Here is a 23,553-nt window from a genome sequence, read left to right as displayed (position 1 = left end):
TTTGTTTGAATCCTAAGCTTACCTCGATTACATCGTTACTTCAGCCAATCTCAACAATCTTTCAAACCAAATTTCTAGCAAAACTCATGTTGCGTCTGCTATCTTTTTGTAAAGTTTGGGTTAAGATGATTAACACGGTGTTGATGAGTACAAATAACTAGAGTAGTCATGATGTTAATGACTGATAATTCTGTCGATATGAACAATTCGGCGATCGCGGTTTGTGAGCCACCTGTTAGCCATGAACCTGCTGACGCAGAGTATCAGGCTCGGCTTTTAAAAGTGATGAAGAGCCTATACCAAGTGGATCAGCAAGCAAAGTTTCTCCATCTTCAAGCAGAAACTGATTCTCTTTTAGGACAACTACAAGCCTTAAAAGGACAACGGGATTCTTCAATTTAGCTCTAGCTAGCAAACCGTCTGTAGGGGTCGGTATTACGCTGTCCTCTGAGGTTAAAGTGACCCATGAGCAGTGCCCCTATAGAGGTTAGATCTCTTGATTGCCAATTTAATTAGGGAAAGGGCAGGCAAGTTCTATACTTGGGCATAATGTCGATCTGTCCCATTATCGCTATGCGCTCTTTTTGGTCTGACCCTTATCTTTGGATTCACTTGGCTGGCTTAGCTGCCTTACCAATCTGGCTAGAGCTATGTTTTCTAGGGCTGGCAGTGGGAGATCCCATTTTTCCAGTTTGGCTAGAGTTAGCGTTCGTCGCGATCTCAGGCATTGCACCGATTTTATGGATGCAGTGGCAGCGCCCATTTTACATTTTTAGTCTGTTAGCGATCGCGCTCAAGCCCGAAAAATTAACGCTCTCCCAGCGGCAACTGCTGACCCGATTCAAATCACCCCAAAATCGGTTGTTGGCAGTTGCGGTCGCTGTCTCGTTCGCGATCGTGCTGCGGCAACTTTATATTTTCGCGCCTATTGGAGCCGCCGCAGTCCCGTTTTCGCTCGAATCGCGTGGGCTGGGCTTGTTGGTCGCCGCGATCGCGTTTTTAGGGTGCAACTTATTTCTTCAGGTGCCGATCAGTGTTGCCAGCGTCATGCTAACCAGCGACGCTGCGTTTGCCAGCACTGAACCGTATCCACTAGAGCAGATTTCTCAACACTTTACATCCCTAGGATTGCCAGTTAGTCAGCTTTTGCCCGAATTTTTGGAGAATCGGGCGATCGCGTCACCCGTGATCCCCAGTCCTACTAAATCTGAGTCAGCAGTGGAAGCAGTCGATCTTTGGGCGGACGATGTGGTGCCCCCGATTGAAGAGGTTACCCCATCTCCGACTTTAGAATTGGTAGCAGCCGAAAGCGTCGTAGAAGAATCAACCGAGGCAATCAGTGAAGTGAATGGTATCGCACTGGAAGAACTGGTTGTTGAACAGGAAGCACTTGAAATCGAAGCTGAAACAACAGTCGAAGCGATCGAAGCACTTGAAATCGAAGCTGAAACAACAGTCGAAGCGATCGCCGATATCAGTACTGAAGTCGTCGATCTGCCAGAAGTGAATACAGTCACAGAATCAGACAGTGAAGTGGAACAAGCCCCATCTGAAGACTTAAGGGCGATCGCTAGAATAGATCAGCAGTCCGTAGATAAAGTATCCTCAGCCGAAAGCTCTGTAATTGAGATTGAATCTGAGGAACCTGAAACGACTTCAGATTCTCTTGGATAATATTGCCTTTAGATGCGGCGATGCGCTGCTGTCTAGCTACTGCTTTCATTGCGCCCGTGCCGATCTATGACATTTTCCTGTAGCCAAAACCACTTCAATGCAGCAGATAGTCGATTTTGTCGTATCTGTGGTGAGCCGTTGCCCGTGCAAGCCTCTCAAGAACCAAAGGCAAGAGAGCTTTTGGGGTGGCGTTATCAAGTATTAAGCGAACTGGGACAGGGTGGTTTTGGGCGGACTTATCTCGCGCAAGATTCCAATCGGTTTAACGAGCCGTGCGTCTTAAAAGAGTTTGCGCCCCAAGTAGAAGGTGAAGCCGCCCTCCAAAAGGCAGAAGAACTGTTTGCGCGGGAAGCTGGAACGCTGTATCAACTTCAACATCCTCAAATTCCTCGGTTTCGAGAATTGTTTCGGGCTGAGTGGCAGGGACGCGATCGCCTATTTCTGGTGCAAGATTATGTGGAAGGGCAAACCTACCAAGAGATTTTGCAAACTCGCCAACCGCAAGGACAGAGCTTTTCAGAAGCAGAAATCACGGAGCTTTTACTTCAGCTTCTGCCCGTGCTGGATTATATTCACACGTTTGGAGTGATTCACCGCGATATTTCTCCTGACAACTTAATTTTGCGCCAAAGCGATCGCCTACCTGTTTTGATTGATTACGGCGGCGTGAAACAGGTTGCCGCAAGAGTGGCATCGATTAGCCAGCGCGTGGCGGTTCCGGTGGTGCAGCCTGGATCGATTACTCGCTTAGGCAAAGTTGGCTATGCTCCGGCAGAACAGCTAGACCATGGCGAAGTGCATCCTCACAGCGACTTGTATGCATTGGCGGTTACCAGTTTAGTATTGCTAACCGGGCAAGAACCCCAAGCATTGTTTACAGCCAAAGGCGATCGCACTCGTTGGCAGCGATCGCTTAAGCTTAGCCCCAGTTTCACCAACGTGCTGACCAAAATGCTTGACCCTTATCCCGGTCGGCGCTATCAATCCGCCCCGGAAGTGATGCAGGCATTGGGAAAGGAGATCGAATTTCAACCGAGCGGTCAGCCTCATAAATCTATCCCCGCCTTCACCCCCGATCCGGCAACGCGGGTTGTGTCTCCTGCCCGTGCCCAAACCAGTCCAGTGTTACCCGCCGCCCAGCCCAATACGCCAAAATCCGCTGCCAAGCCTACTGTTAGAAAGCAATCTGGTGTGGGGCGATCGCTTGCTGGATTGGCACTATTGATCGCCATGGTGGGAGTCGGCTGGTGGGCTGGAGTGAAATGGCTTGCCCCCGCATTGCGATCGAAACTACCAGAGATTATCCGTTCTACTGGAAATCAAGTAAAGCCACCCGTCAAAGCAATCGCCCAAACTCAATCACCCGATTTTTCCAAATCAGAGCAGTCCCGCAAACAGCAGATCCAAAAGGAACGGGAACAGTTGGGCATTGATAGTCCCTTTTTGGTCAACTTGGTCAATCAAGCGTTTTATACTCAATATCCCGAATTGAAGGGTCAAAAGCTGGGGATGGGTGCCGCAGATGCCCAGTTGAGAACGCAATGGGATCAGTTAGCACTGCAATATTTAGAGCAGCTGCAAGGGTTGAGTTCAGAGGCGCGATCGCGGTTAGGGCAATACACCGACGGAGACGTGCGCGATCGCCAAGCCGCCGCCGCACAGCTAAACCTCAGTAGTCGTGCTTTAAATGATTTAACCGATGCTCAGTTTTTTCATTGGTTTCCCACGGTGTCGCGCCAAGGAAACCTCTTAAGTCAACCGATGGGTCAAGTGTGGCAAGCGATCGCGGTGGATAAATTGCAGGCGCTGCGATCGGGGGATGCATTGGAGCGAATCGAGTTTCCCGCCGACCAATTTAGCCATCAAGTCAACGGCACATTAAAGCCAGGGCAAAGCAAAGCCTACCTCGCCAATTTTACCCAAAACCAAGCGCTGCAATTAAAGCTTCAGGCAGCAGGGTCTACCCGGCTTTCGGTGTATCCGCCCAGCAGCAAAACCGATGCTCTATTAGAAGATTCTGCCAATACAAATTGGTCAGGTAAATTGCCAGACACCGGACTTTATGAAATCACGATCGCCTCAGACAGCCAAAATTCAGTGAGCTACACGCTCGATCTAGCCGCCGCCGAGGATATGACTGTAAACCCAAGTGCAGTTCCAGAAAATTGAGCCACCTCCCGCAGAATTCTTGTAAAAGTCTGCGCTAATCAAAACTCAAAACTCAAAACTCAAAACTCAAAACTCAAAACTCAAAACTCAAAACTCAAAACTCAAAACTCAAAACGGTATTAACCGATTCATCCATTGCCATAATGCGTCAAAAATCTGCTAGAGTGTACTGACACTTTAGTACATATGTCCTATACTTTTGCTATTCATGGATTGATGACCATGACCTATTGGCTGATTTATGCACGATCCCTTGCCCCCTGGAAGCCTTCTGTTTAACCGCTACTGCATTGCAGGCTTAGCGGGACAAGGACATTTTGGCTTAACTTATCTCGCGCAAGATCAAAAGCGCTTTGAGGAACGGTGCATTGTCAAAGAGTTTGTACCCCCTGATCAAAACCCTGATTTGCTAGAAATGCGGCGGCAGTCTTTTCATCAATCAGCCGCGATTCTCTATGAATTACAGCATCCTCAAATTCCTCGCTTCAACATTCTATTTGCTCAAGGAAATCGGCTCTACTTGGTGCGAGATTATATTGTCGGCAAAAGCTATGGGGCACTGTTGACCGAGCGCCAAGCAGAAGGGCAAAGCTTTTCTCAAGCAGAAGTGATGCAGTTGATGCTGCGATCGCTGCCCGTTTTCACCTATCTCCATCGTTCCGGGCTGATTCATCAAAATATTTCGCCCCACAGCCTGATCTTGCGGCATCACGATCAACTGCCTGTTTTGATGGATTTTGGGCTGGTTAAGCAACTCGTGATCCAGTTACACCTGCATCCCTTGCCGTCTGATGGGGTGATCGGCGACGGCTATGAAGCACCAGAATTCCATAACGGCGGCAAACCTTCTCCCAGTGCGGATTTGTATTCTTTAGCGGCAACCGCGATCGCCCTGCTGACAGGCAAAGAACCGCAGGAGCTATACAACCGCCGCACCCGAACTTTAGATTGGGATGCTGAGGTTGATTTGCAGCCCGATTTTGCGCGCATCTTGAAGCAAATGCTTCATGCCAATCCACAAAAGCGCTTTGGGTCAGCCGTTCAAGTGGCTAGGGCATTAGAGCCGATCGCCACCGCCATTATTCATTCTAGTCAATCATTCCCGGCGGCAACCGTGGCACCTATGCCTCAGCGATCGCTCCAATCTCCGCTGCAAGGCTGGGGAATGCCCACTGCTCCCCAATTTCCTGCCTCGGCTCCAGCTAGCGATTTGCCGTTTGCTCGTTCAGCATCACCGCCCTCTTTTCGCGCTGCTGAGTCGCCTCAGTCTTTGAAGTCGCCCAATCCCTATCGCAAAAAGTCGAAAGGAAAGCAATTGACCGAAGACTTGCGAGCTTCTGCTTTACTGGTGGGTGGTGTGGCAGTGTTGGCGATCGCGGTTTCTCTTCGCACCCTTAATTGGGTACAAACCCAGCCATTGCCTCCAAAAACTCCCGCCACAAATGCTAGCAGCGCTGTTCCAAAAGGGTCTACCCATTCGACTCAGCCCACTCGCGACTCTAGTTCTCCTGAAAAAGCCAGCTTGGATTCACTTAAAGACCGCCAAAAGCAGTTGGGGGTAGATTTTCAGTTTGTCATAGGTTTGACCGATGAGGTTTTCTATACTAAGCATCCCGACTTGAAGGGAAAACAAATCAGTGAAGACTCTAGCCAACTGGATCTCCAAAATGAATGGGCAAGCATGGGAACAGATCTCCTCAGCAAGCTAGAATCGCTTAGCCCAGAAGTGCGCGGTAAGCTTGGCACCTATCAGCGATCGGACTATGACAAGTGGCTGGCTCCAGGAAACGGGGCTAGCCTGAATGCGCGGGAGTTGAATGTGCTGGTGAATAAGCGGTTTGGTGATCTGTTTCCTGATCAGAAAGGTAAAACTTTGAGTCCCAAAACCTTTGGGCAAGTATGGTATGCGATCGCTCAAGAAGAACTGAGAAACCTCAAGCCTTAAATTAAAGGGAAAAGATCGGCGTTGCTGAATGCAAGTATGATTTTTGACTGTAGGGGTAAGTCTTGTGCCTACCCTGCCGAAGATAGAGGGCAGCCACAAGGGATTGCCCCTATCAATTTCATCCCCAGATTCAGCAATGCCGAAAAATCCTACTATCCCAGTTTGACCCGTTGACCCAGTGCATTCAACGATTTTTTGGCAGGGCGACGAGAGGATGCACGAATACGCGGCGGGTTTCCTAAATATTCTATATTGCTGGCTTCACCCAGTGGAGGGCGATCCTTCATGGAAATTGATTTTACAGAATCGCTGAGGTGAATCTCAATTAGCGTCAAGCCAATGGCAACCAGTAGGGCAGCAATGCCAAATACAAAAACTCCAAGGGCGACTGAGATCAGCCAGTTCCAGTCTAAAATGCCCCGCAGAGCCAAAGCGAAACAGCTTAAGCCGGAAAACAGTAGGGCGTAATACGCAGTTAAAACACTATAGCGACTGATGCTATAGCGCTGTTGCAATCGGCGCAATTGCCGTCTCCTAATGGGATGATTGCGGATTATATCAAGAGTAGTGTTTAGCCGATCCTCTGGCTGAATATCTTCCAAGCGATCGCCGATCGCAGCATGACGCTCTGTTAAACCACACAACACCACAGCGCAAGCAACACTCATCAATACGGAATTGAGAATTAACTGGATCAATTGAGTGGTTTGCTCGACGCTCATGGCGTTTCCTAGTAGGTCAGGTGACAAAACAAGTTGGATGGTCGTTATCCTACGCGATCGCGCTCAGAAAACAAAGATCTTTAAAGGAATAGAACACTTAAAAATACAATACCCCAATATAGTACTAACGCTCTATTCTATCCTCTATTCTCCGCTGATCTGCAAGTGCGCCTCAATTCACGCTTAAATAGGGGATGCTCTTTCCTATTGTATTTGTGTGACCGATTCTAAAAAGCCCACTCGCTCTCTCGCAGGCATTGCCGGAATTGTGGCGATCGCCACGATCATTAGTAAGGTGGTGGGTTTGTTGCGTCAGCAGGCGATCGCCGCTGCCTTTGGTGCGGGAGTGGTGGCAGGTGCCTATAATTTTGCCTATATTATCCCTGGTTTTCTGCTGATTTTGCTGGGCGGCATTAATGGTCCATTCCATAGCGCGATCGTCAGCGCCGTTTCCAAACGTAAGCGGGAAGAAATTGCGCCCATCGTCGAGTCAATTACGACCCTCGTGGTTGGGTTGCTGCTGCTTGTCACGATAGGATTAGTGATTTTTGCCGATCCGTTGATGCATCTCGTCGCGCCAGGATTGTTTGCCACCGCCGAACAAGCTGCTGCAAGAGGGGTCACGCCTGCTGGCTATCAAAATTTAGTCCTAACCCGCGAACTTGCCATCCAGCAGTTCAAAATTATGGCTCCAATGGCGATGCTAGCAGGGCTGATTGGTATTGGCTTTGGCACCCTCAACGCCGCTGATATCTACTGGCTTCCTTCTATTAGCCCCTTGCTGTCGAGCGTGACGGTGCTGATTGGGCTGGGTGGGCTTGCCTGGATGCTAGGAGCGCAGATCACCTCACCTGAGTATGCGGTAATAGGCGCAGCCGTTCTCGCTTGGTCAACTGTGGCGGGGGCATTGTTGCAGTGGTTGGTGCAACTTCCGGTGCAGTGGAAAGAGGGGCTGGGCGGATTTCGCCCCCGGTTTGATTTTCGCCGCCCCGAAGTGCAGGATGTCCTCAAGATTATGGGTCCTGCTACCTTCTCTTCTGGAATGCTGCAAATTAACGTGTGGACGAGTATGTTCTTTGCGTCTTTTCTGCCGAATGCAGAAGCGGCGGTTTCGGCGATGGGCTATGCGGGTTTGCTGGCAATGACTCCCCTGGGGATTTTATCCAACATGATTTTAGTGCCACTAATGCCCGTGTTTTCCCGGCTATCAGATCCCGAAAACTGGGCTGAACTAAAGCAATGGATTCGTCAAGGGTTGATGATGACCGCGATCGCCATGTTGCCGCTGAGCGCGTTGATGGTGGTGTTAGCATTGCCAATCGTGCGAATTGTCTACGAACGGTATGCCTTTGATTTGGAAGCCTCTTACTTGACTGCTTCGATTCTGATTGCTTACTCAGTCGGCATGTTCTTTTATTTGGGACGAGATGTATTGGTACGAGTTTTCTATGGATTAGGCGATGGCGATACGCCCTTTCGCATCAGCGTTGTCAATATTTTTCTCAACGCACTTTTATGCTTCTTGCTGATTAATCTGTTTGGTGCCCCCGGTTTAGTTTTGGCAACTGTGGGAGTCAACATTGTCTCTATGGGTGCGATGCTGTGGATTCTGAATCGACGATTGCATGGGTTGCCCCTGAGAGAATGGATGACCCCGATCGCCGGACTCATAGCAGCTAGCGCGATCGCGGGTCTTACCGCTTGGGGCACTCTCCAAGGGTTAGAGTCGCTTTGGGGCACCTCTGGGCTATTGATTCTGCTTGCCCAACTCTGCATCGCCGGAGCAGCCGGACTGATCGTCTACATTGGACTTGCCCTGCAACTGCGCTTACCGGAAGTGAATCAGTTTGGCGATCGCATCCGCCAAAAGTTGGGTCGAGGTAGAAGTCAATAATCCCTCGTTTACATCTTCCGCTGAAATTCTTCTAGCAAATCCATCAAATTAACTTGGCACTGCATGGGCAGCAAATCAGCCAAGGGAACTTCTCGCTTGCCGCCGCCGAGCTTGACTGGAATTCCTTGCAGCAGTTTTAGCACCTTGTCTTCTGAAAGCTCATTGTTTGCTAACAGTGGATAAAGCTGCTCTGCTAGAACGGTATGCAGATGGGCGTTGGAAAGATAAAGATGCCACTTCGCCACATCAATATAAACATTTTCCCCAATCTCAGCGGCAAGAGCATCGATCGCTTGACTAGCCATAGCGCACTCCTTAAAAAAGAACAGTAAATACGGTCATGAACTACGACCAAAGCCCGTTCCCGATTTTGTGGGTGGGGTTGGGTCGGGATATTGGGCGATCGCAAAAATAAACACGCCATGCGCTAACAATGCCAACGCCCAGACAGCCGTAATCCAGGGAGTCCCCGGCACCCCACCCGGTAGCGCCAGTTCAGATGTTTTTTCACCAAAAATTCGGAAAAACCATAGCCCTGAATTAATTGCGCCAAATGCTGCCACATGAGTAGCAAAATTCATCCGATCGTCTAAACGGCGAAATTCCGGATCTTTGCGATCGGGCTTACGAGACCAACGAGGAGGCATAACGTTGAGTGATAAAAATTAATTCCATGCTTCTTCTAAAGTACCGAATAACGAGCAGAAATAATGACAATCATTAGGTAGAAGTTTTGGATACGGAGGCAAATAATTGAATTCGCGACAATCCAAATAGCTTTATGAGTGTTTAGCATCGATATTGACCTGGGATGCTAAGAGATCTTTAAATGACCTCTATAGATACCCCGACCGAGTAATAAGTGAGGTTAGAATGCAAGCAGGTCGCTTTAATTCACCCTCACACCACCCTATTTCTTGTGTCCATCTTACGATTTTTTCGGAAATCCGCGTTGGGGCATCGTTCTTCTCACTTAATCATTGTGGTTTTCCCCGATGAAGGAATGGTGTTTCAAGCCTATCGGCTGCTGCATTGTCACGGCATCTCACCAGAACATTTAGCCATTGTCGGTCAAGGGTATAGCAGCCCTGATCGGGTTGGGTTAATCAATCCTTTCAAAATTGTGATTCGTAAGGTTGTGATGACCGCGATCGCAGCCGCAGGCGTAGGTGTACTAATTGGCTTAGCGATCGCCCTGTTTAAGGATTTGCATCATGATCTGCCCTTAATTTTGCCAGCATTTGGGCTGCTCAGCGGTGTTTGCGGGGGCATAATTGGCGCGATCTTTGGCATGGTGGGGGAAGGATCAACCGCCAGCGTCTATCGTCATCACCTTCGGCAGGGGCGATACTTGCTGATGATGGAAGGTTCCGAAAAACTCGTTCGCTGGGGACAGGAAGTGTTGAGCTATTATTCCGCCCTCAGCCCCCATTAAACTTGCTGATGTTAAGCGATCCCTAATTTCTGGCGAATCACGACCTCTTGATCTCGAAAACCCACCAATACTGCTGCGCCATCCTTCACAAAGAGCGGACGTTTGAGCAGCATTGCATCTTTGGCAAAGGCAGCGACCCATTGATCTTCTGTCCAGCTATCTTTTTCAGCACCCAGCGATCGATAGGATTGCCCCGACGTATTCCGCATCGGTTTAACTCCCAACGCTTCAACCCATGCTTGAATCGTTTCTTGATTAGGCGGCTGTTCTTTGGTGTCAATAAATTCGTATTCCACACCCTGATTCTTCAGCCAGGTAAAGGCTTTTTTGCAAGTGCCACAGTTGGGAATTCCATAAACTTGAATAGACATAGTTTCTAATCTCTTGTATTGATATAGGCTCCATCTGTTAACCAGGGGATGCAGTCACTCACGTTCAAATCACTGGAGATCGCAACATCATTGGCAAACCCTCTGGCGATTAATTCTTTGCCGGAACTGCACTGTCTTATTTTAGTTTTGATGGTGTCCTTGACGTGGTGAAACAGCGCGATCGCCGCTTCTGCCTCTGGGGAACAGGAACCGCTTAACTGACTGAGAATAGCACCTGCACCGACCCAATCTTCCCACGCCGGACGCAGACTGCCATCGTGCCATCGTTCACCCGCAGGAATCACGGCAATCTTGCAGCCAACCCGTTGAGCCGATCGAGCGATCGCCCCATAGTTTCGCAAACAGCCTGCCAAGGTTGGCGTTTTTTGGGTGCCCAATGACAGCATGGAGCCGTTGGGTGAGGGCAAAACCAGCCGAGTTCCAGCCACAATTTGCAGGAGTGAAGTAGGAGAGAGAGAATATTTGGAAGCGCGGTCACGTTCTGCTAATTCAGCATTGATCGACTTGGCGTAGGTAGCCGCCGATTGATCACACCAGCGATAGGGAAACACCGTTGCGCCCCTGTAAGTGGCAATTTCCACCGAGGTAGAAAACGAAAGCACGTCCACAATTACGACCACATCGCTAATTGCAGACAGTTGGGCAACACCCGGTTCACCCCACTCGCAGCGCAAATCAAACTCAGCTTGATCAAACATCATTTGGTGTTCCACTGCTGTTTCATTCGTTCGATGCGATCGAGCAAGCTTTCGTTGGACATACGAGAATTGAGCCGTTCGACTAGCAGCGGAAAGGCGAATGGGGACGGGCGTTTGGTGTTGTGCCACGCGATCGCCAGATGAGACAGGCGATCGAGGGTTTTGGCTAATCGATGCACGTCTAACTGATCTGCCAGCACTTCATTTTCGGCTTGTTTGAGCAACAAATTATCTGGCTCATATTTGGTAAACACCTCATAGAGCAGCGATGAACTGACTTGCAGTTGGCTAGAGGTTTTTTTGGAAGAAGGATAGCCCTTAAACACCAAGCCTGCCACTTGAGCAATGCCGCGAAACTTGCGCCCGGTTAATTCTGAAAGATTCAGCCCCGCTTTAATGTCTTTATACAGTGACTCTTGACTAAAGAATTCGTGAGAAAACAATTTCTGAAACGGGTAATCTTTAGGAGCCAAAATTTCAAAGCCATAGTCATTTACAGAAATGGTAAAGGTTGCTGGGTGTTGATGGGCAAAGCGATAGCCCCACAAAAAGCCCAGTCCTTCATGAACAAACCGCCCTTCAAACGGAAACACATAGAGGTGCTGTCCTTCGCGAGTTTTGCAGCATTCAATCAGTAGCTCATTTGAGGACGGCAGATGAGAAATATGCTCTTGAGCAGAAAGGATTGGTTGCAGGCAAGTTAGCTCAGCATTTACGGTAGGATTTGTGCGGCTTTGCTCAATTTCTTGCCGTAAATGATGGCTGAGGGAATCAGAAATTGCCAAATTTCCGCCTGCCCAAGTTGGCGTAATGGTTGACTTTTTCTTTGCCGATTTCACATAAACAATCATGTCTTTGATTTGAAAGAATTCCAGTTGCTTCCCTGCAAAGAAAAAGACATCACCAGGTTGCAGTTTGGAAACGAAGCTTTCCTCAACGGTGCCGATTTTGCTTTGGTTTAAGTATCGAACTGCGATCGCCTGATTTGACGTAATCGTACCAATGCCCATCCGGTGCATCCGCGCAATCTGAGCATTGGCAACCTTGTAAACGCCATCTGTTTGAATCACCTTTTTGTAGCGGGGATAGGCGCTTAACGATTTGCCGCCCTGCTCGATAAATTCCAGCATCCAATCAAATTCTGTTTGAGTCAGTGTGGCGTAGGAAGCGGTTTTTTTGACCGTGTTAAAAATCTCGTTTGGCTTGAACCCTTCTCCGCAAGCGAGAGTCACGAGATGCTGGATCAGCACATCGTAAGGCTTGCTCAGCGGACGGCGAGACTCGATAGCCCCAGCCGCTAATCCATTCCGAAACGCAGAAATCTCCAGCAGTTCTAGGGCATTGGTGGGCAAAAAGAAAATCTCGGAGGTGCCTTGCGGGACATGCTGCGATCGCCCCGCCCGCTGCAACAATCGCGCCAGATTTTTGGCACTGCCAATCTGCACCACGCGCTCCACAGGCTGAAAATCTACGCCTAAATCAAGAGAAGAGGTACAGACGACCCATTTAATGATTCCGGCTTTGACCCCAGCCTCGATCGACTCCCGCTCTTTGATTGCAATGGAACCGTGATGCAGCGCAATCTGATCGGCGTGATTCGGCATGGCAAACAAAACCGCCTGATACCAACGCTCAGCCTGCGATCGCGTGTTGGTAAAAATCAGCGTCGATCGCCCAATATCCAGCGCCTCCACCAATTCCTCAAATAGGTGCAAACCTAAATGTCCTGCCCAGGGAAAGGTATCGATCGAGTCTGGCAAGATGCTTTTGATCACGGTTGGGCGCTGAAGATTGGTGCGGATAATCATAGGCTCAACATCTACGCCCACCGCCACCTGTGCCGCTTCTTCCACGTTGCCTAGCGTTGCTGAAATTGCCCAGGTTTGTAAATCGGGGCGCACACTACGTAAGAAAGAAAGACATAGCTCGGTCTGGGTGCCGCGCTTAGAACTGAGCAACTCATGCCACTCATCTAAAATGATGCCGCGCAGAGATTTGAAAAACTCTTTTGCCCCAGCATAGGACAGCATCAGCGCCAAAGATTCGGGCGTGGTAATCAAGATTTCGGGCAAGTTCTTGAGTTGGCGAGTCTTTTTGGCAGAACTGGTATCGCCCGTGCGAGATTCTACCCGCAGGTTCCAGCCCATCTCGGCGATCGGGCGCTGAATGGACTGTTCAATGTCGCGAGACAATGCTCGTAGCGGGGTGAGGTAAAGTAATCGCAGCCCTGGTTCTGGGTTTGCTAGTCTGTCGGCGAGCGCGCCCATCACTGCCGCGTAGGTTTTGCCAGACCCAGTAGGTACTTGAATCAAGCCGCTACGCCCTGCCAAATATGCCTGCCAGGTTTCTTGCTGAAACGCTAAAGGTTCCCAGCCTTGTTTTGCAAACCAGCTACAGATAGGCTGTAGGTGTTCATCAGCGGTTTGTGCTTTTCTTGAAGCCATAGGGTGTTTTACAACTCTTTGAATGCAAAAACCGGATAGCTTAACACTACCCGGCACTTTGGCGAGTATTCAGTTTGAATCACACGCTCAAATCACTAAGCTACACGCCGACTGCTGTCTTTGCCTTGGCGATTAGCTCACCTTTGGCATACTTAACCGCGTAGATTTCAACACCCACCTGTTTGATCTTGCTAGCGTTACCGGCTGCCCAAAACTCACGGTAGCGATCGGCACATACTTTTTGCATGTACTGAATCGATGGCTTCAGGAAATGACGGGGATCAAATTCCTTGGGATTTGCAAACAGTGCTTCCCGTACAGCCGCCGTGATCGCCAAGCGGTTATCGGTATCAATGTTCACTTTACGCACACCGCTTTTAATGCCCTTTTGGATTTCTTCCACAGGTACACCATAGGTTTCAGGAATTGCGCCACCGTTTTGGTTAATCAGCGCCAGCAAATCTTCAGGAACGGAAGAAGAGCCGTGCATGACCAAGTGAGTGTTTGGCAAACGACTATGAATTTCTTCAATCCGGCTGATTGCCAAAATTTCGCCCGTTGGTTTGCGAGTAAATTTGTATGCGCCGTGGCTGGTGCCGATCGCGACTGCCAAAGCATCCACTTGGCTCCGAGTCACAAACTCAACCGCTTCATCAGGATCGGTCAAAAGTTGGTCATGAGACAGCACACCTTCCGCGCCATGTCCATCTTCCGCTTCGCCCATGCCCGTTTCCAAAGAACCTAGGCAGCCTAGTTCACCTTCCACAGAAGCGCCGATCGCATGAGCCACCTTAACGACTTCAGCCGTAGTGTTGACGTTGTACTCAAAGCTAGCGGGTGTTTTGGCATCCGCTTCCAGGGAGCCATCCATCATGACGCTAGTAAAGCCATTTTTGATGGCTGTGTAGCAAGTGGCAGGCTCATTCCCATGATCTTGGTGCATCACGATGGGAATGTGGGGGTAAGTTTCCACCGCAGCCAAAATCAGGTGACGGAGGAAGTTTTCGCCAGCGTACTTACGAGCGCCGCGAGAGGCTTGTAGAATTACAGGGCTATCGGTTTCGGCAGCAGCCTGCATAATTGCCTGGATCTGCTCCATGTTGTTCACGTTAAAGGCAGGAATGCCGTAGCCATTTTCAGCCGCATGATCCAGCAATAGCCGCATTGGTACGAGCGCCATAGAAAGTCCTCCTGGGTGGTTGGGGTCAGCTTCTTAGAAAAGCTCAAACGTTACGATAATCTTAAGACACTTTTCACCGCATCGAAAGACTCATCTCTCATATCTGACACTCTAATTAAGCAAAAATAACTATTAAATTTACTTATCTGCCAATTTCCTATAATTTAATTCCGGAAATGTTGCTAGACCAGGAAACAATTCTCAGAAAATATTGAGTCATTCCATATGGGTCGATAGAGCGTTCTATAAAGCCAAATAAAAAAAGCCAAATAAAAACGGGGATGATGTGCCGTCATCCCCGTTCGTCTACTTACTGAGAGTTTCGAGATTACATTACTGGAGTGTACTGCTCTTTCTCAGGTATATCTGTATACTCAGCAACGATTTGACGGAACTCGTCGCCATCAATGGTTTCTTTTTCGATTAGCAAATCCACCAAGCGATCGACGACGATGCGATTTTCTCGCACAATCCGTCGCGCATCGTTGTAGCAATGTTCAACAATGGAACGCACTTGAGCATCAATCCGCGACGAAATTTCTTCAGAATATTCCGATCGCGTCATCAAATCTCGTCCCAAAAACACCTCACCAGACTGGCTTTCTAGGGAAAGCGGACCCAAATCAGACATGCCGAAGCGGGTAACCATCTGACGCGCCATAGACGTGACCTGCTGTAAGTCGTTGCCTGCGCCTGTGGTAATTTCTGAATCGCCAAACACCACTTCCTCGGCGGCACGACCACCCAAAGCACCCGTGATCCGCGCCAAGATCTGCGCTCTGGAAATCAAGCTTTGCTCATCGCTGGGCGAGAACCAGGTTAAACCCCGCGCTTGACCCCGGGGAACCAAGGTGACTTTTTGAACCGGATCGTGTCCTTTTACCAAAGTGCCAATGATGGCATGACCAATTTCGTGATAACCAATCAGTCGTTTGCTCTTGCCATCGGTCAAAGGCACGCCTTCCATTCCGGCAATGACGCGATCGACGGCATCATCAATTTCCAACATCGTGACGGCATCCTTGCGGCGACGAGCAGTAAGGATAGCGGCTTCATTCAACAGGTTTGCCAAGTCAGCCCCAGAGAACCCCGGAGTGCGACGGGCGATCGCATCCAACGAAACCTCATCTGCGATTTTCTTGTCACGAGCGTGAACTTCTAGCACCTCTAACCGCCCCTTAATATCGGGCACATCCACCTGGATTTGGCGGTCAAATCGACCTGGTCGCAGCAGTGCAGAATCCAATACATCCGGACGGTTGGTTGCTGCGATGATGATCACCCCAGTGTTGCCTTCAAACCCATCCATTTCGGTGAGTAATTGGTTGAGGGTTTGCTCCCGTTCATCGTTGCCGCCGCCAATGCCTGCACCCCGTTGCCGACCGACCGCATCAATTTCATCAATGAACACAATGCAAGGAGCGTTTTCTTTCGCTTTCTTAAACAAGTCGCGAACGCGAGAAGCACCCACGCCCACAAACATTTCCACAAATTCCGAGCCAGAGATGCTGAAGAACGGAACTCCCGCTTCCCCTGCGATCGCTTTTGCAAGTAATGTTTTACCAGTTCCAGGAGGACCGATCAGTAAAACACCCTTCGGAATTTTTGCGCCAACTGCGGTGAAACGCTCTGGTTTTTTGAGGAAGGTAACCACCTCTTGCAATTCTTCTTTCGCTTCTTCAATGCCCGCTACATCATCAAACATGACCCCAGTTTTAGCGTCCATTTGAAAACGAGCCTTCGACTTCCCAAAGCTCATTGCCTGACCTGGACCACCGGGCACATTTCCGGAGCGACGAAACAGAAAAAACAAACCCCCGATCAGCAGTACTGGGAAAATTAGGTTACCCAACAAGCTCCAAATGGCAGTGCCATCGTTGCGAGTCGGATGAACATCTAAGTTGATGTTTTCTTTTCTTAAGCGAGAAACTAATTCCGGCGAGTTTCCAGGTAAATCAACCCGTAACCGTTGTATCCGGTTGTCTAGTTCTGAATCTACTGCTTCTATAATCGCCGTGCGACCCTCATCATACAAATCAACACTGACCACCCGTGACGCATCCAAATATTCCAGGAAACGCCCATAGGTCATCCGGGTACTTGCCGTATTCTTGTTATTCATGCTTGCCGGGGGAGTTGCAAACGAACTCTGCCACAAGAAAAAACCAACTATCAAAGCTGGTAATGTCCACAGTAGAGCCGTTCTCCAAGAAAATTTCATAAATCGCGCCCTTTAACTACAGCCGTAACCAACCGCTACCCATAACAGCATATCTATCCACCAACATGAGAGCCGCACCCACTGCCTTAAACTCACTCTACCTATTGTCGGCAATGTCTATTACTAGGATCGCTTAATCAATAAACAACAGACTACTCTGTTACCGTTGAACTCGAATTGTTAACTAAATTTAACTTATTTTTCATTAAAGGATCAACTGCTTCTCTCATCGTGAGGGCTATATTTTGCCTCATTTTTGCTGCTCACGTTGCGTTGTAGACGGCTTGTCGCTTGGGAATTTCAATGGCAAACTCGGTTCCCGTTTCTAAGGAAGAATGGCAGGATAGCTGTCCGCCGTGCTTATCGGTGATGATGTCGTAACTGATGGAAAGCCCTAAACCAGTGCCTTTGCCAACGGGTTTTGTGGTGAAAAATGGTTCAAATAGTCGCTGTTGGATTCTTTCAGGAATGACAGGTCCATTGTTCGCAATGCGAATGCTGATGAGTTCGGCTGAGTGAGTCTCGGTGGTGATGTGAATGGTTGGAACAAAGTCTGAATCTTGGTTGGGTGCTTGATAATTTTTTGCGATCGCGTCATCCAACGCATCAATGCCGTTGCTCAAAATATTCATAAATACCTGGTTTAACTGTCCGGCATAGCAGTCTACTAGGGGAAGGGCGCTATAGTCTTTGATCACCTGAATACCGGGATGATCGCCCCGCGCTTTGATCCGATTTTGCAAAATCATTAAGGTGCTATCGATGCCGTCGTGAATATCAACGGTTTTCATGTCGGCTTCATCCATGCGGGAGAAGTTTCGCAATGACACCACAATCTGACGGATGCGATCGGCTCCCACTTTCATCGAATGCAGCAGCTTGGGTAAATCTTCCCTCAAAAAATCTAAATCAATATCATCGGTTAAGTCATGAATAGGCGCACTAGGGTTGGGATACTCTTGCTGGTAAAGCTGAAGCAAATTGAGCAAATCTTGGGAATATTCATTGGCATGACTCAAATTGCCATAAATGAAATTCACAGGGTTATTAATTTCGTGGGCAACCCCTGCCACCAGTTGACCTAAACTAGACATCTTCTCGCTTTGCACCAGTTTTGCCTGAGTCGATCGCAGAGTTTGTAACGTCTGTTCCAATTCTTGTTTTTGCTGGCGCAATTGAGCTTCCGCCTGTTCTCGCTCCGTCACTTCCATAACCAAAGATGCCATGCCAATCACGTCGCCAGAGGAATCAACCAAGGGCGTGTTGTGCCATTCGCAGATAATAGTTTGCCCCTCTTTGGTGAGATTGCTATTGGTGTTGTAAATTGTGTGCTTTTGGGTCACTAAGGTTTGGAGCGTCTGGTGAACTCGTTCTTGGAGAGACTCTGGCACGATAAAGCTACATGTTGTATGTCCAATAATTTCTGCCGCCTCATAGCCAAAAATTTTGGTGGCAGCCGGATTCCAGGCAGTGACTTGAAACGCGAGATTGCGTTCAATCACCCCAATTGGGCTTTGTTGAACGAGCAGCGATAATTTTTGCTGGGATTCTCGCATCTGGGTTTCTGCTTGTTTGCGCTCAGTGATGTCTCGCAAAATGACAACATACTCTCGGAAATCGTGAATCAGATGGGCAGAAATGGATACCTCTAGGATTTTGAGACTGTCGCCTTTTTGAAAGGGTTGTTCACTACGTTTTTGCCACTCTGGGGGATGTTCGGGTAGTTCTGAAAGGTAATGGTTGAGGCGTTGCCCTTTGAGGGATTTTTCTTTGCCAAATACGGTTCTAACAGCGGGGTTGGTGCGCTGAATGATACCCGATTCATCTACGACGACGATCGCATCTTGCACCACGTTAAACAAATGTTCTGCTGCTTCTCGTGCTTCTACAACAGCGGCAACTTGGGGCAAACTTGTCCAACAGGCGATCGCTACTCCCACAAAGGCGATCGCCAGCAGCAGCACCACAAATAAGTTGGCATGATTGTTGAGGGCAAATCCATCTAGCAGGGCGCGGGTTCCCCAGCCAATCACCGTGGCTCCACACACTAGAAAAATCAACACGCAGACTTGCACCAACATCAAGTCAGAAATTTTGACTGGAGGCGCTTGATAGCGGTGCAGCCACCAGCCAGCTTGAAAGACCATGACTCGGCTATGGGCGATCGCGGCATTGGCAAACAGCACAGCGATCGGCAACATTAATCCGATTAGCCAGTCCTGCCAACTCCACGCCAACCCCCCCACTACAAGCACCACAAGTTCTACGAGACAAAATCCTAGCGACCAACGCGACCACAACGCTTCCGGGCGATGACGACGAACCCACATGCCCCAATGAATGCCAATCATAGAAGCCAGGTAGCTAGTGCCCGTAATCATCACCACCCGCGTCACATCGCCCCAAGCCAAACAAAGTAGACTTAACAAACCCGTCACCGCAAGGCTCGGTCCCAATACTCCCCGCCGCGACACCACGCCAAAAACTGGTGCCAAGTAGCCATCCAACGCCAGTTGATACAGCACTCTAGGAGCATTGGATACGGCAGTAGCAGAACTCAACAGACAGCCGGAGGCAATTAAAAAGGTGATCAACACCGGAGCCAAGCCGCCCCAAAAAGGCGTTGCAGCAATCACCATTTCCGTAAAAGCATTGGTGTCAGAGGCGTTGGCTAAGCGCGCTATTACCCAGGAGCCGCCCACATAAACAATCGGCAACAAAATCGCTGCAAACGAAAGGCTTTTTAAGGTGGCGATCGGCTTGCGGCTGTCTGCCACAAAAGAAGAAGCGGTTTCACAGCCATAGACCGCATACACCGCCATAAAAAACCACTTCGCCCATTTAGAAAATGAGAGTGTAACCAAGGGTTGAGAGGGCATAGACTGGGGCGGAAAAAAGCCAGGACTTTGAGGCGAGAGCGCCAGCCAGCCTAGTCCCTGCAAACAGAAAGCCAGCAAAAACCCGATCGCCGGCACAATAAAAAACAGATGCAAAATTCCAAGGGCACGGGTGCCGCTAAAGGCAACAATAAACGGAAGTAGAGTGAACCCAATTTTAAGCAGCAGTTCTGGACAGACAATACCGAGGGGTTCTAAGTTCGCTTTAATCAAATCCGCCAAAATGATTGCGTTAATCGCGGGGACTGATACCCAGCCCAACCAATAGCCGATCGCCACATAGGTTGCCAAACTCGACTGATTTTTCAGCAAACGAGTGGTGTAATTAGGCGTTCCACCCGACATATCCTGCCACTGCGTTCCTAAATGCCGAACTTGCAGGTTAAGCAGCACACCCACAATCGCACCGGGTATCCACACCCAAATTGCCTGAGTTTTCAGATCAACATGCATCGCGGGAGCGGTTCCCAACCAGAGCAACAAGCCACTTAGCCCAAATCCCCAAGTTTCCAAGGCGCTGAGGCTGCGAGAGAGGCGAGGCAGGGACGATAAATTCAGGATCTTAGAACCATTAGTCATCGGTAGGAATACTTAATGTATCAAAGAGGATATTCTATTGTTCCCTGTGCCATTTTTTAGTTCACGATTAGAGGAAAAATGAGTTATGCCAAGCTGATTTATAGATTTGCAGAATTATTGGGTTTGGTTATCTCACATCTTGCACCTATCGCAGCAATCGCCCTGGAATGAATTCTGGGCTAATATCTCAAGTCCATTGAAATGGACTCAACCCTTTTCCCAGTCTTCTTTAGAAGACTTTTGCTATGAGCCACGAAATTAATTTTGTGGCGGGATAAACTTGCAATTGAGATTGGTGCAAGATCTCAGTTATAGACAATGAAGCCCGCGATCGCGTCTAGCAATGCCTCTGGCTCATCCGCTCGAATGCTGTGCCCACTGTGTTCAAAAATTCGCAGATCCGCTTTGGGAATAAGTTGAGCAATCTCTTCCGAAAATTCGGGAGGGCAGATCCAGTCGTGTCGCCCCGCAATCACCAACGTTGGTGCAGTGATCCGATGCAGTTGATCGCGGATATCGTAGGTTCGCAACCAGCCGCCAAATGCCACATTAATCGCATCCGCAGAAAGAATAGCGCGGTGTAAGGTGGGTTGAAGGGCAGTGGAATCATGGGTAATGGAATAGAGCGGTGCCATGATGCGGAAATACTCTTGCAAATGGGCTTCATCTCGAAAGGTGCCGTTCCAGAGATGCTGGGCGATCGCCTGTTGTTCTACCGTTCCCCGCTCTGCCAAAATCTCCTGCGCCTGCTGCAAAAACCGCGAATCTGCCACGGTCACCATTGCGATCAGATGAGACACATTTTCTGGATAGCGACTGGCATAGGTTAACGCCACCATGCCCCCATAGGAGGCACCAATCACCACAATTTTGTCCAGACCCAAGTGCTGGCGCAGCGCTTCCATATCTTCCACGTTGTTGTCGAGCGTGTAGGTTGCTGGATTCCCTCGCTGCGATCGCCCTTGTCCCCGATGGTCAAAATACACCAGTTGCATTTTTCGGCTTAGCGGCGTGAAAGTCGGCTTAAACGACGTGTGATCGGCTCCCGGTCCTCCATGCACCACAAAGGCGATCGGTTTTTCCTTCATGCGATCGCCATCTGGCACCAATCCCGCTCCTTCCACATCAAAATAAATTTCTGTATCTCGAATCTTTGCTCGCATGTGATCTCGCGTTCCTGCTTTATCCTTTTTATAAGGACTTCTTGTTAAGATAAGCCCTAACGCATTGGCTTGATACGATCTGATGGGTAGGATTAATCGAAGCGCATTTACTGAATAAAACTACTTACTGCGATCGCCAGATGGCTGTCTTGCCAAATATTGCAGATTCTGTTGCGTTTCATTGAACTCATCCCCAGTTCTTCCTAGAATCTATGAATTCAGATTCAGAAATGTCTTTATATGAGTATGCGTTGGCGCAAGGCGAGTCCCCGCCCCCTGCACTCCAGCTTAGCCCTACGTCGTTTAAATCTATTAGTGATGCTCTGATTCATCTATTAATTGAGCAAAAAATTCCAGCCTTAGTTTGGACAAAACTTCCGACCGGAGAAACGTGGCACACAGCGCTTGAGCAATATTCCCAGTTAGAAGGAATTTCTAAAACAATCTATAGCTTTGCTCATCAGCGAGAGGAGCATATGGAGAATAGCACTGCTGATTCAGAGGTTTTGAATGCCGCGATCGCCCAGCCAAATTCATTGCCCACTCTCTTAGGGATGATCCAGCGTGCTGAACAGGTGAATACCACGCCGATTTTTACAGTGCAACTAGCTCCAGGAAATGCCTTGCGACGAGAGTATTTTCTAATCATCTGGTCAGCCCAATTGACCATTGCCCTGTTTGCCCATCGTCCCCGATCTGTTCAGTCTTCTAAAATTGCTGATTCTCTTGCGGCTTTAGACACGATGAGTAGCTACGGACAGGTTTCTCAGTTGTTAGGCAACCCTCGCGATCGTAAACAGTTACTCTTAGCCCACTGTTCATTAAATTCACCGTTGGTCGAACGTGCCTTACAGAAGCTTGAACAGATGCTTGCGGATCTCATACAACCGGATAAGCAGGGGCTGTCATCTGAGCAACGGGCATCTGAGCAACGGGCGACAGTGCAAATGTTTACGTCCGAATTAGTAGCTCATTGGACGAGTCAACGACTGGCTCTAGCAACCCGTGAACTCGATCTCAGTTTAATCGAACGCTTGTTGAGTCAAAGTGTGCAGCAGCAAGAAGACCTGTGGCAACGGAATAATGCCTATCGCAAACAGGCGGAAGGAGCCGATACGCTGCGGTTGCAAAATGAAGAATTAATCAACACGCTGCGATTAAAAGATGAATTCTTAAATACGGTGGGGCAGGAATTGCGAACCCCATTAACCACGATTAAAACAGCATTATCGCTCTTAGGATCGCCCACAATTAAGTTGCCGCAGCGCCAGCGATATATGGAGTTGATTGCCAAAGAGTGCGATCGCCAAAGTTCTTTAATCACCAGCTTACTCAACCTCGTTCATCTTGATCAAGTCGTCGATCAATCCGCGCTACCCGCCTTACGGTTAAGTGAAGTGGTGCCGGGTGTGGTCAGCACCTATCAGCCCGTTGCAGAAGAAAAAGGAATTCGGCTGACCTACACCGTCCCAGAAGACTTGTTGCCAGTCGCTTGCATGAGTAATTGGCTGAAGCAAATTGTGATTAATCTGCTGCACAATGCCATTAAGTTCACGGTTTCCGGCGGAAATGTTTGGGTGCGGGCAAAACAACAAGGCGACTATGTTCAGCTAGAAATTCGGGATACGGGCGTGGGGATTGCTCCTAGAGAAATTCCTAAGATTTTCGATCGCTTTTATCGGGTGCGTCAATCTGCCGATGACTCCAGCGGTGCTGGCTTAGGGCTAACGATTGTCCAGCAATTACTGTTGCACTGCGGCGGCTCAATTTCAGTAAAAAGTAAAGTGGGAGAAGGCACCACGTTTAATGTGCTGCTGCCTGTTTATAAATCCTCGTCGGATTATGATTTGTAAGTTCAGCCGCTTCAGAATCTTGTGTAAGGGCGTGGCATTCGGCAGTCGATCTCCGATTGAATCGTTAAAACGATGCCCGAATGCTACGCCCCTACGGAAATCTGTTTCGTATTTCCGTAGAAAGTACAAAATTTGCTTTGTTTCCGATGAATTTAGATTATCAATACTTGAGATGACGGCTATTTATCCGATGGGGTCATTTTTAAAACCTTGATTAGGCTAAATCGCGTATTACCGATTATGAAACTGAATCGCTCTTTAAATGCGCCAACTACACCATTTTCAGC

At 48.9% G+C, this 23,553-nt stretch carries 17 protein-coding genes; 7 read left to right on the top strand and 10 right to left on the bottom strand.

Annotated features, from left to right (window positions below; genetic code table 11):
* Positions 1-168: 168 nt before the first annotated feature.
* The 4 genes from AB3R30_RS12005 to AB3R30_RS11990 all read left to right on the top strand — a co-directional run bounded on the left by AB3R30_RS12005 (position 169) and on the right by AB3R30_RS11990 (position 5,788).
* The gene (locus AB3R30_RS12005; protein WP_458649423.1) at positions 169-402 is read left to right on the top strand and encodes a hypothetical protein; all 234 of its coding nucleotides are present in this window, start codon (positions 169-171) and stop codon (positions 400-402) included.
* Positions 403-573: 171 nt separating this feature from the next.
* Positions 574-1,674, top strand: a complete 1,101-nt coding sequence (locus AB3R30_RS12000) for a low-complexity tail membrane protein (RefSeq protein ID WP_458649422.1) — start codon at positions 574-576, stop codon at positions 1,672-1,674.
* Between the two features lie 66 nt (positions 1,675-1,740).
* Complete coding sequence (locus AB3R30_RS11995; protein WP_458649421.1) at positions 1,741-3,843, top strand: protein kinase domain-containing protein; 2,103 nt, start codon at positions 1,741-1,743, stop codon at positions 3,841-3,843.
* 241 nt (positions 3,844-4,084) lie between these two features.
* Entirely contained in the window at positions 4,085-5,788 is a 1,704-nt protein-coding gene (locus AB3R30_RS11990) for a serine/threonine protein kinase (protein WP_458649420.1), read from the top strand.
* 152 nt (positions 5,789-5,940) lie between these two features.
* On the opposite strand, the gene AB3R30_RS11985 is transcribed toward AB3R30_RS11990, so the two are convergent.
* A complete protein-coding gene (locus AB3R30_RS11985) occupies positions 5,941-6,510 on the bottom strand; it encodes a DUF2721 domain-containing protein (protein WP_458649419.1) in 570 nt (189 codons plus the stop codon).
* A gap of 217 nt (positions 6,511-6,727) precedes the next feature.
* Here AB3R30_RS11985 and murJ point away from each other — a divergent pair, with 217 nt between their 5' ends.
* Positions 6,728-8,404 (top strand): murein biosynthesis integral membrane protein MurJ, encoded by a 1,677-nt coding sequence (gene murJ / locus AB3R30_RS11980; protein WP_458649418.1) that lies wholly within the window; start codon positions 6,728-6,730, stop codon positions 8,402-8,404.
* Positions 8,405-8,412: 8 nt separating this feature from the next.
* On the opposite strand, the gene AB3R30_RS11975 is transcribed toward murJ, so the two are convergent.
* Together AB3R30_RS11975 and AB3R30_RS11970 are read right to left on the bottom strand one after the other, a co-directional pair.
* The gene (locus tag AB3R30_RS11975) at positions 8,413-8,709 is read right to left on the bottom strand and encodes a DUF3181 family protein (protein ID WP_458649417.1); all 297 of its coding nucleotides are present in this window, start codon (positions 8,707-8,709) and stop codon (positions 8,413-8,415) included.
* A 33-nt stretch (positions 8,710-8,742) separates the two neighbouring features.
* On the bottom strand, positions 8,743-9,051 hold the full coding sequence (locus tag AB3R30_RS11970) for a 2TM domain-containing protein (protein ID WP_458649416.1): 309 nt from the start codon (positions 9,049-9,051) through the stop codon (positions 8,743-8,745).
* 272 nt (positions 9,052-9,323) lie between these two features.
* Between AB3R30_RS11970 and AB3R30_RS11965 the strand changes: the two genes are divergently transcribed.
* Positions 9,324-9,839 (top strand): hypothetical protein, encoded by a 516-nt coding sequence (locus AB3R30_RS11965; RefSeq protein ID WP_458649415.1) that lies wholly within the window; start codon positions 9,324-9,326, stop codon positions 9,837-9,839.
* An 11-nt stretch (positions 9,840-9,850) separates the two neighbouring features.
* Here AB3R30_RS11965 and AB3R30_RS11960 read toward each other — a convergent pair whose 3' ends face one another.
* The 7 genes from AB3R30_RS11960 to AB3R30_RS11930 form a co-directional block, all read right to left on the bottom strand.
* Positions 9,851-10,210, bottom strand: coding sequence for a Spx/MgsR family RNA polymerase-binding regulatory protein (locus tag AB3R30_RS11960; protein ID WP_458649414.1), 360 nt, complete (start codon positions 10,208-10,210; stop codon positions 9,851-9,853).
* 5 nt (positions 10,211-10,215) lie between these two features.
* Complete coding sequence (locus AB3R30_RS11955) at positions 10,216-10,932, bottom strand: 2-phosphosulfolactate phosphatase (protein WP_458649413.1); 717 nt, start codon at positions 10,930-10,932, stop codon at positions 10,216-10,218.
* On the bottom strand, positions 10,929-13,373 hold the full coding sequence (locus AB3R30_RS11950) for a ligase-associated DNA damage response DEXH box helicase (protein ID WP_458649412.1): 2,445 nt from the start codon (positions 13,371-13,373) through the stop codon (positions 10,929-10,931). The genes AB3R30_RS11955 and AB3R30_RS11950 overlap by 4 nt, the downstream gene beginning before the upstream one ends.
* Before the next feature lie 100 nt (positions 13,374-13,473).
* Positions 13,474-14,553, bottom strand: coding sequence for a class II fructose-bisphosphate aldolase (gene fba / locus AB3R30_RS11945; protein WP_458649411.1), 1,080 nt, complete (start codon positions 14,551-14,553; stop codon positions 13,474-13,476).
* Between the two features lie 328 nt (positions 14,554-14,881).
* Complete coding sequence (gene ftsH2, locus AB3R30_RS11940) at positions 14,882-16,774, bottom strand: ATP-dependent zinc metalloprotease FtsH2 (protein ID WP_458649410.1); 1,893 nt, start codon at positions 16,772-16,774, stop codon at positions 14,882-14,884.
* A gap of 263 nt (positions 16,775-17,037) precedes the next feature.
* Positions 17,038-20,250, bottom strand: a complete 3,213-nt coding sequence (locus AB3R30_RS11935; RefSeq protein ID WP_458649409.1) for an amino acid permease — start codon at positions 20,248-20,250, stop codon at positions 17,038-17,040.
* A 305-nt stretch (positions 20,251-20,555) separates the two neighbouring features.
* Entirely contained in the window at positions 20,556-21,506 is a 951-nt protein-coding gene (locus AB3R30_RS11930) for an alpha/beta fold hydrolase (RefSeq protein WP_458649473.1), read from the bottom strand.
* Between the two features lie 119 nt (positions 21,507-21,625).
* Here AB3R30_RS11930 and AB3R30_RS11925 point away from each other — a divergent pair, with 119 nt between their 5' ends.
* Complete coding sequence (locus tag AB3R30_RS11925; protein WP_458649408.1) at positions 21,626-23,266, top strand: ATP-binding protein; 1,641 nt, start codon at positions 21,626-21,628, stop codon at positions 23,264-23,266.
* Positions 23,267-23,553: the final 287 nt, after the last annotated feature.

It is taken from the genome of Sivoneniella epilithica UHCC 1019, assembly GCF_040830845.1.
Classification (GTDB): Bacteria; Cyanobacteriota; Cyanobacteriia; order Leptolyngbyales; family Leptolyngbyaceae; genus ULC077BIN1.
Note: the sequence above shows the minus strand (reverse complement) of the source record. Positions and strands in the feature narration are given on the sequence as shown.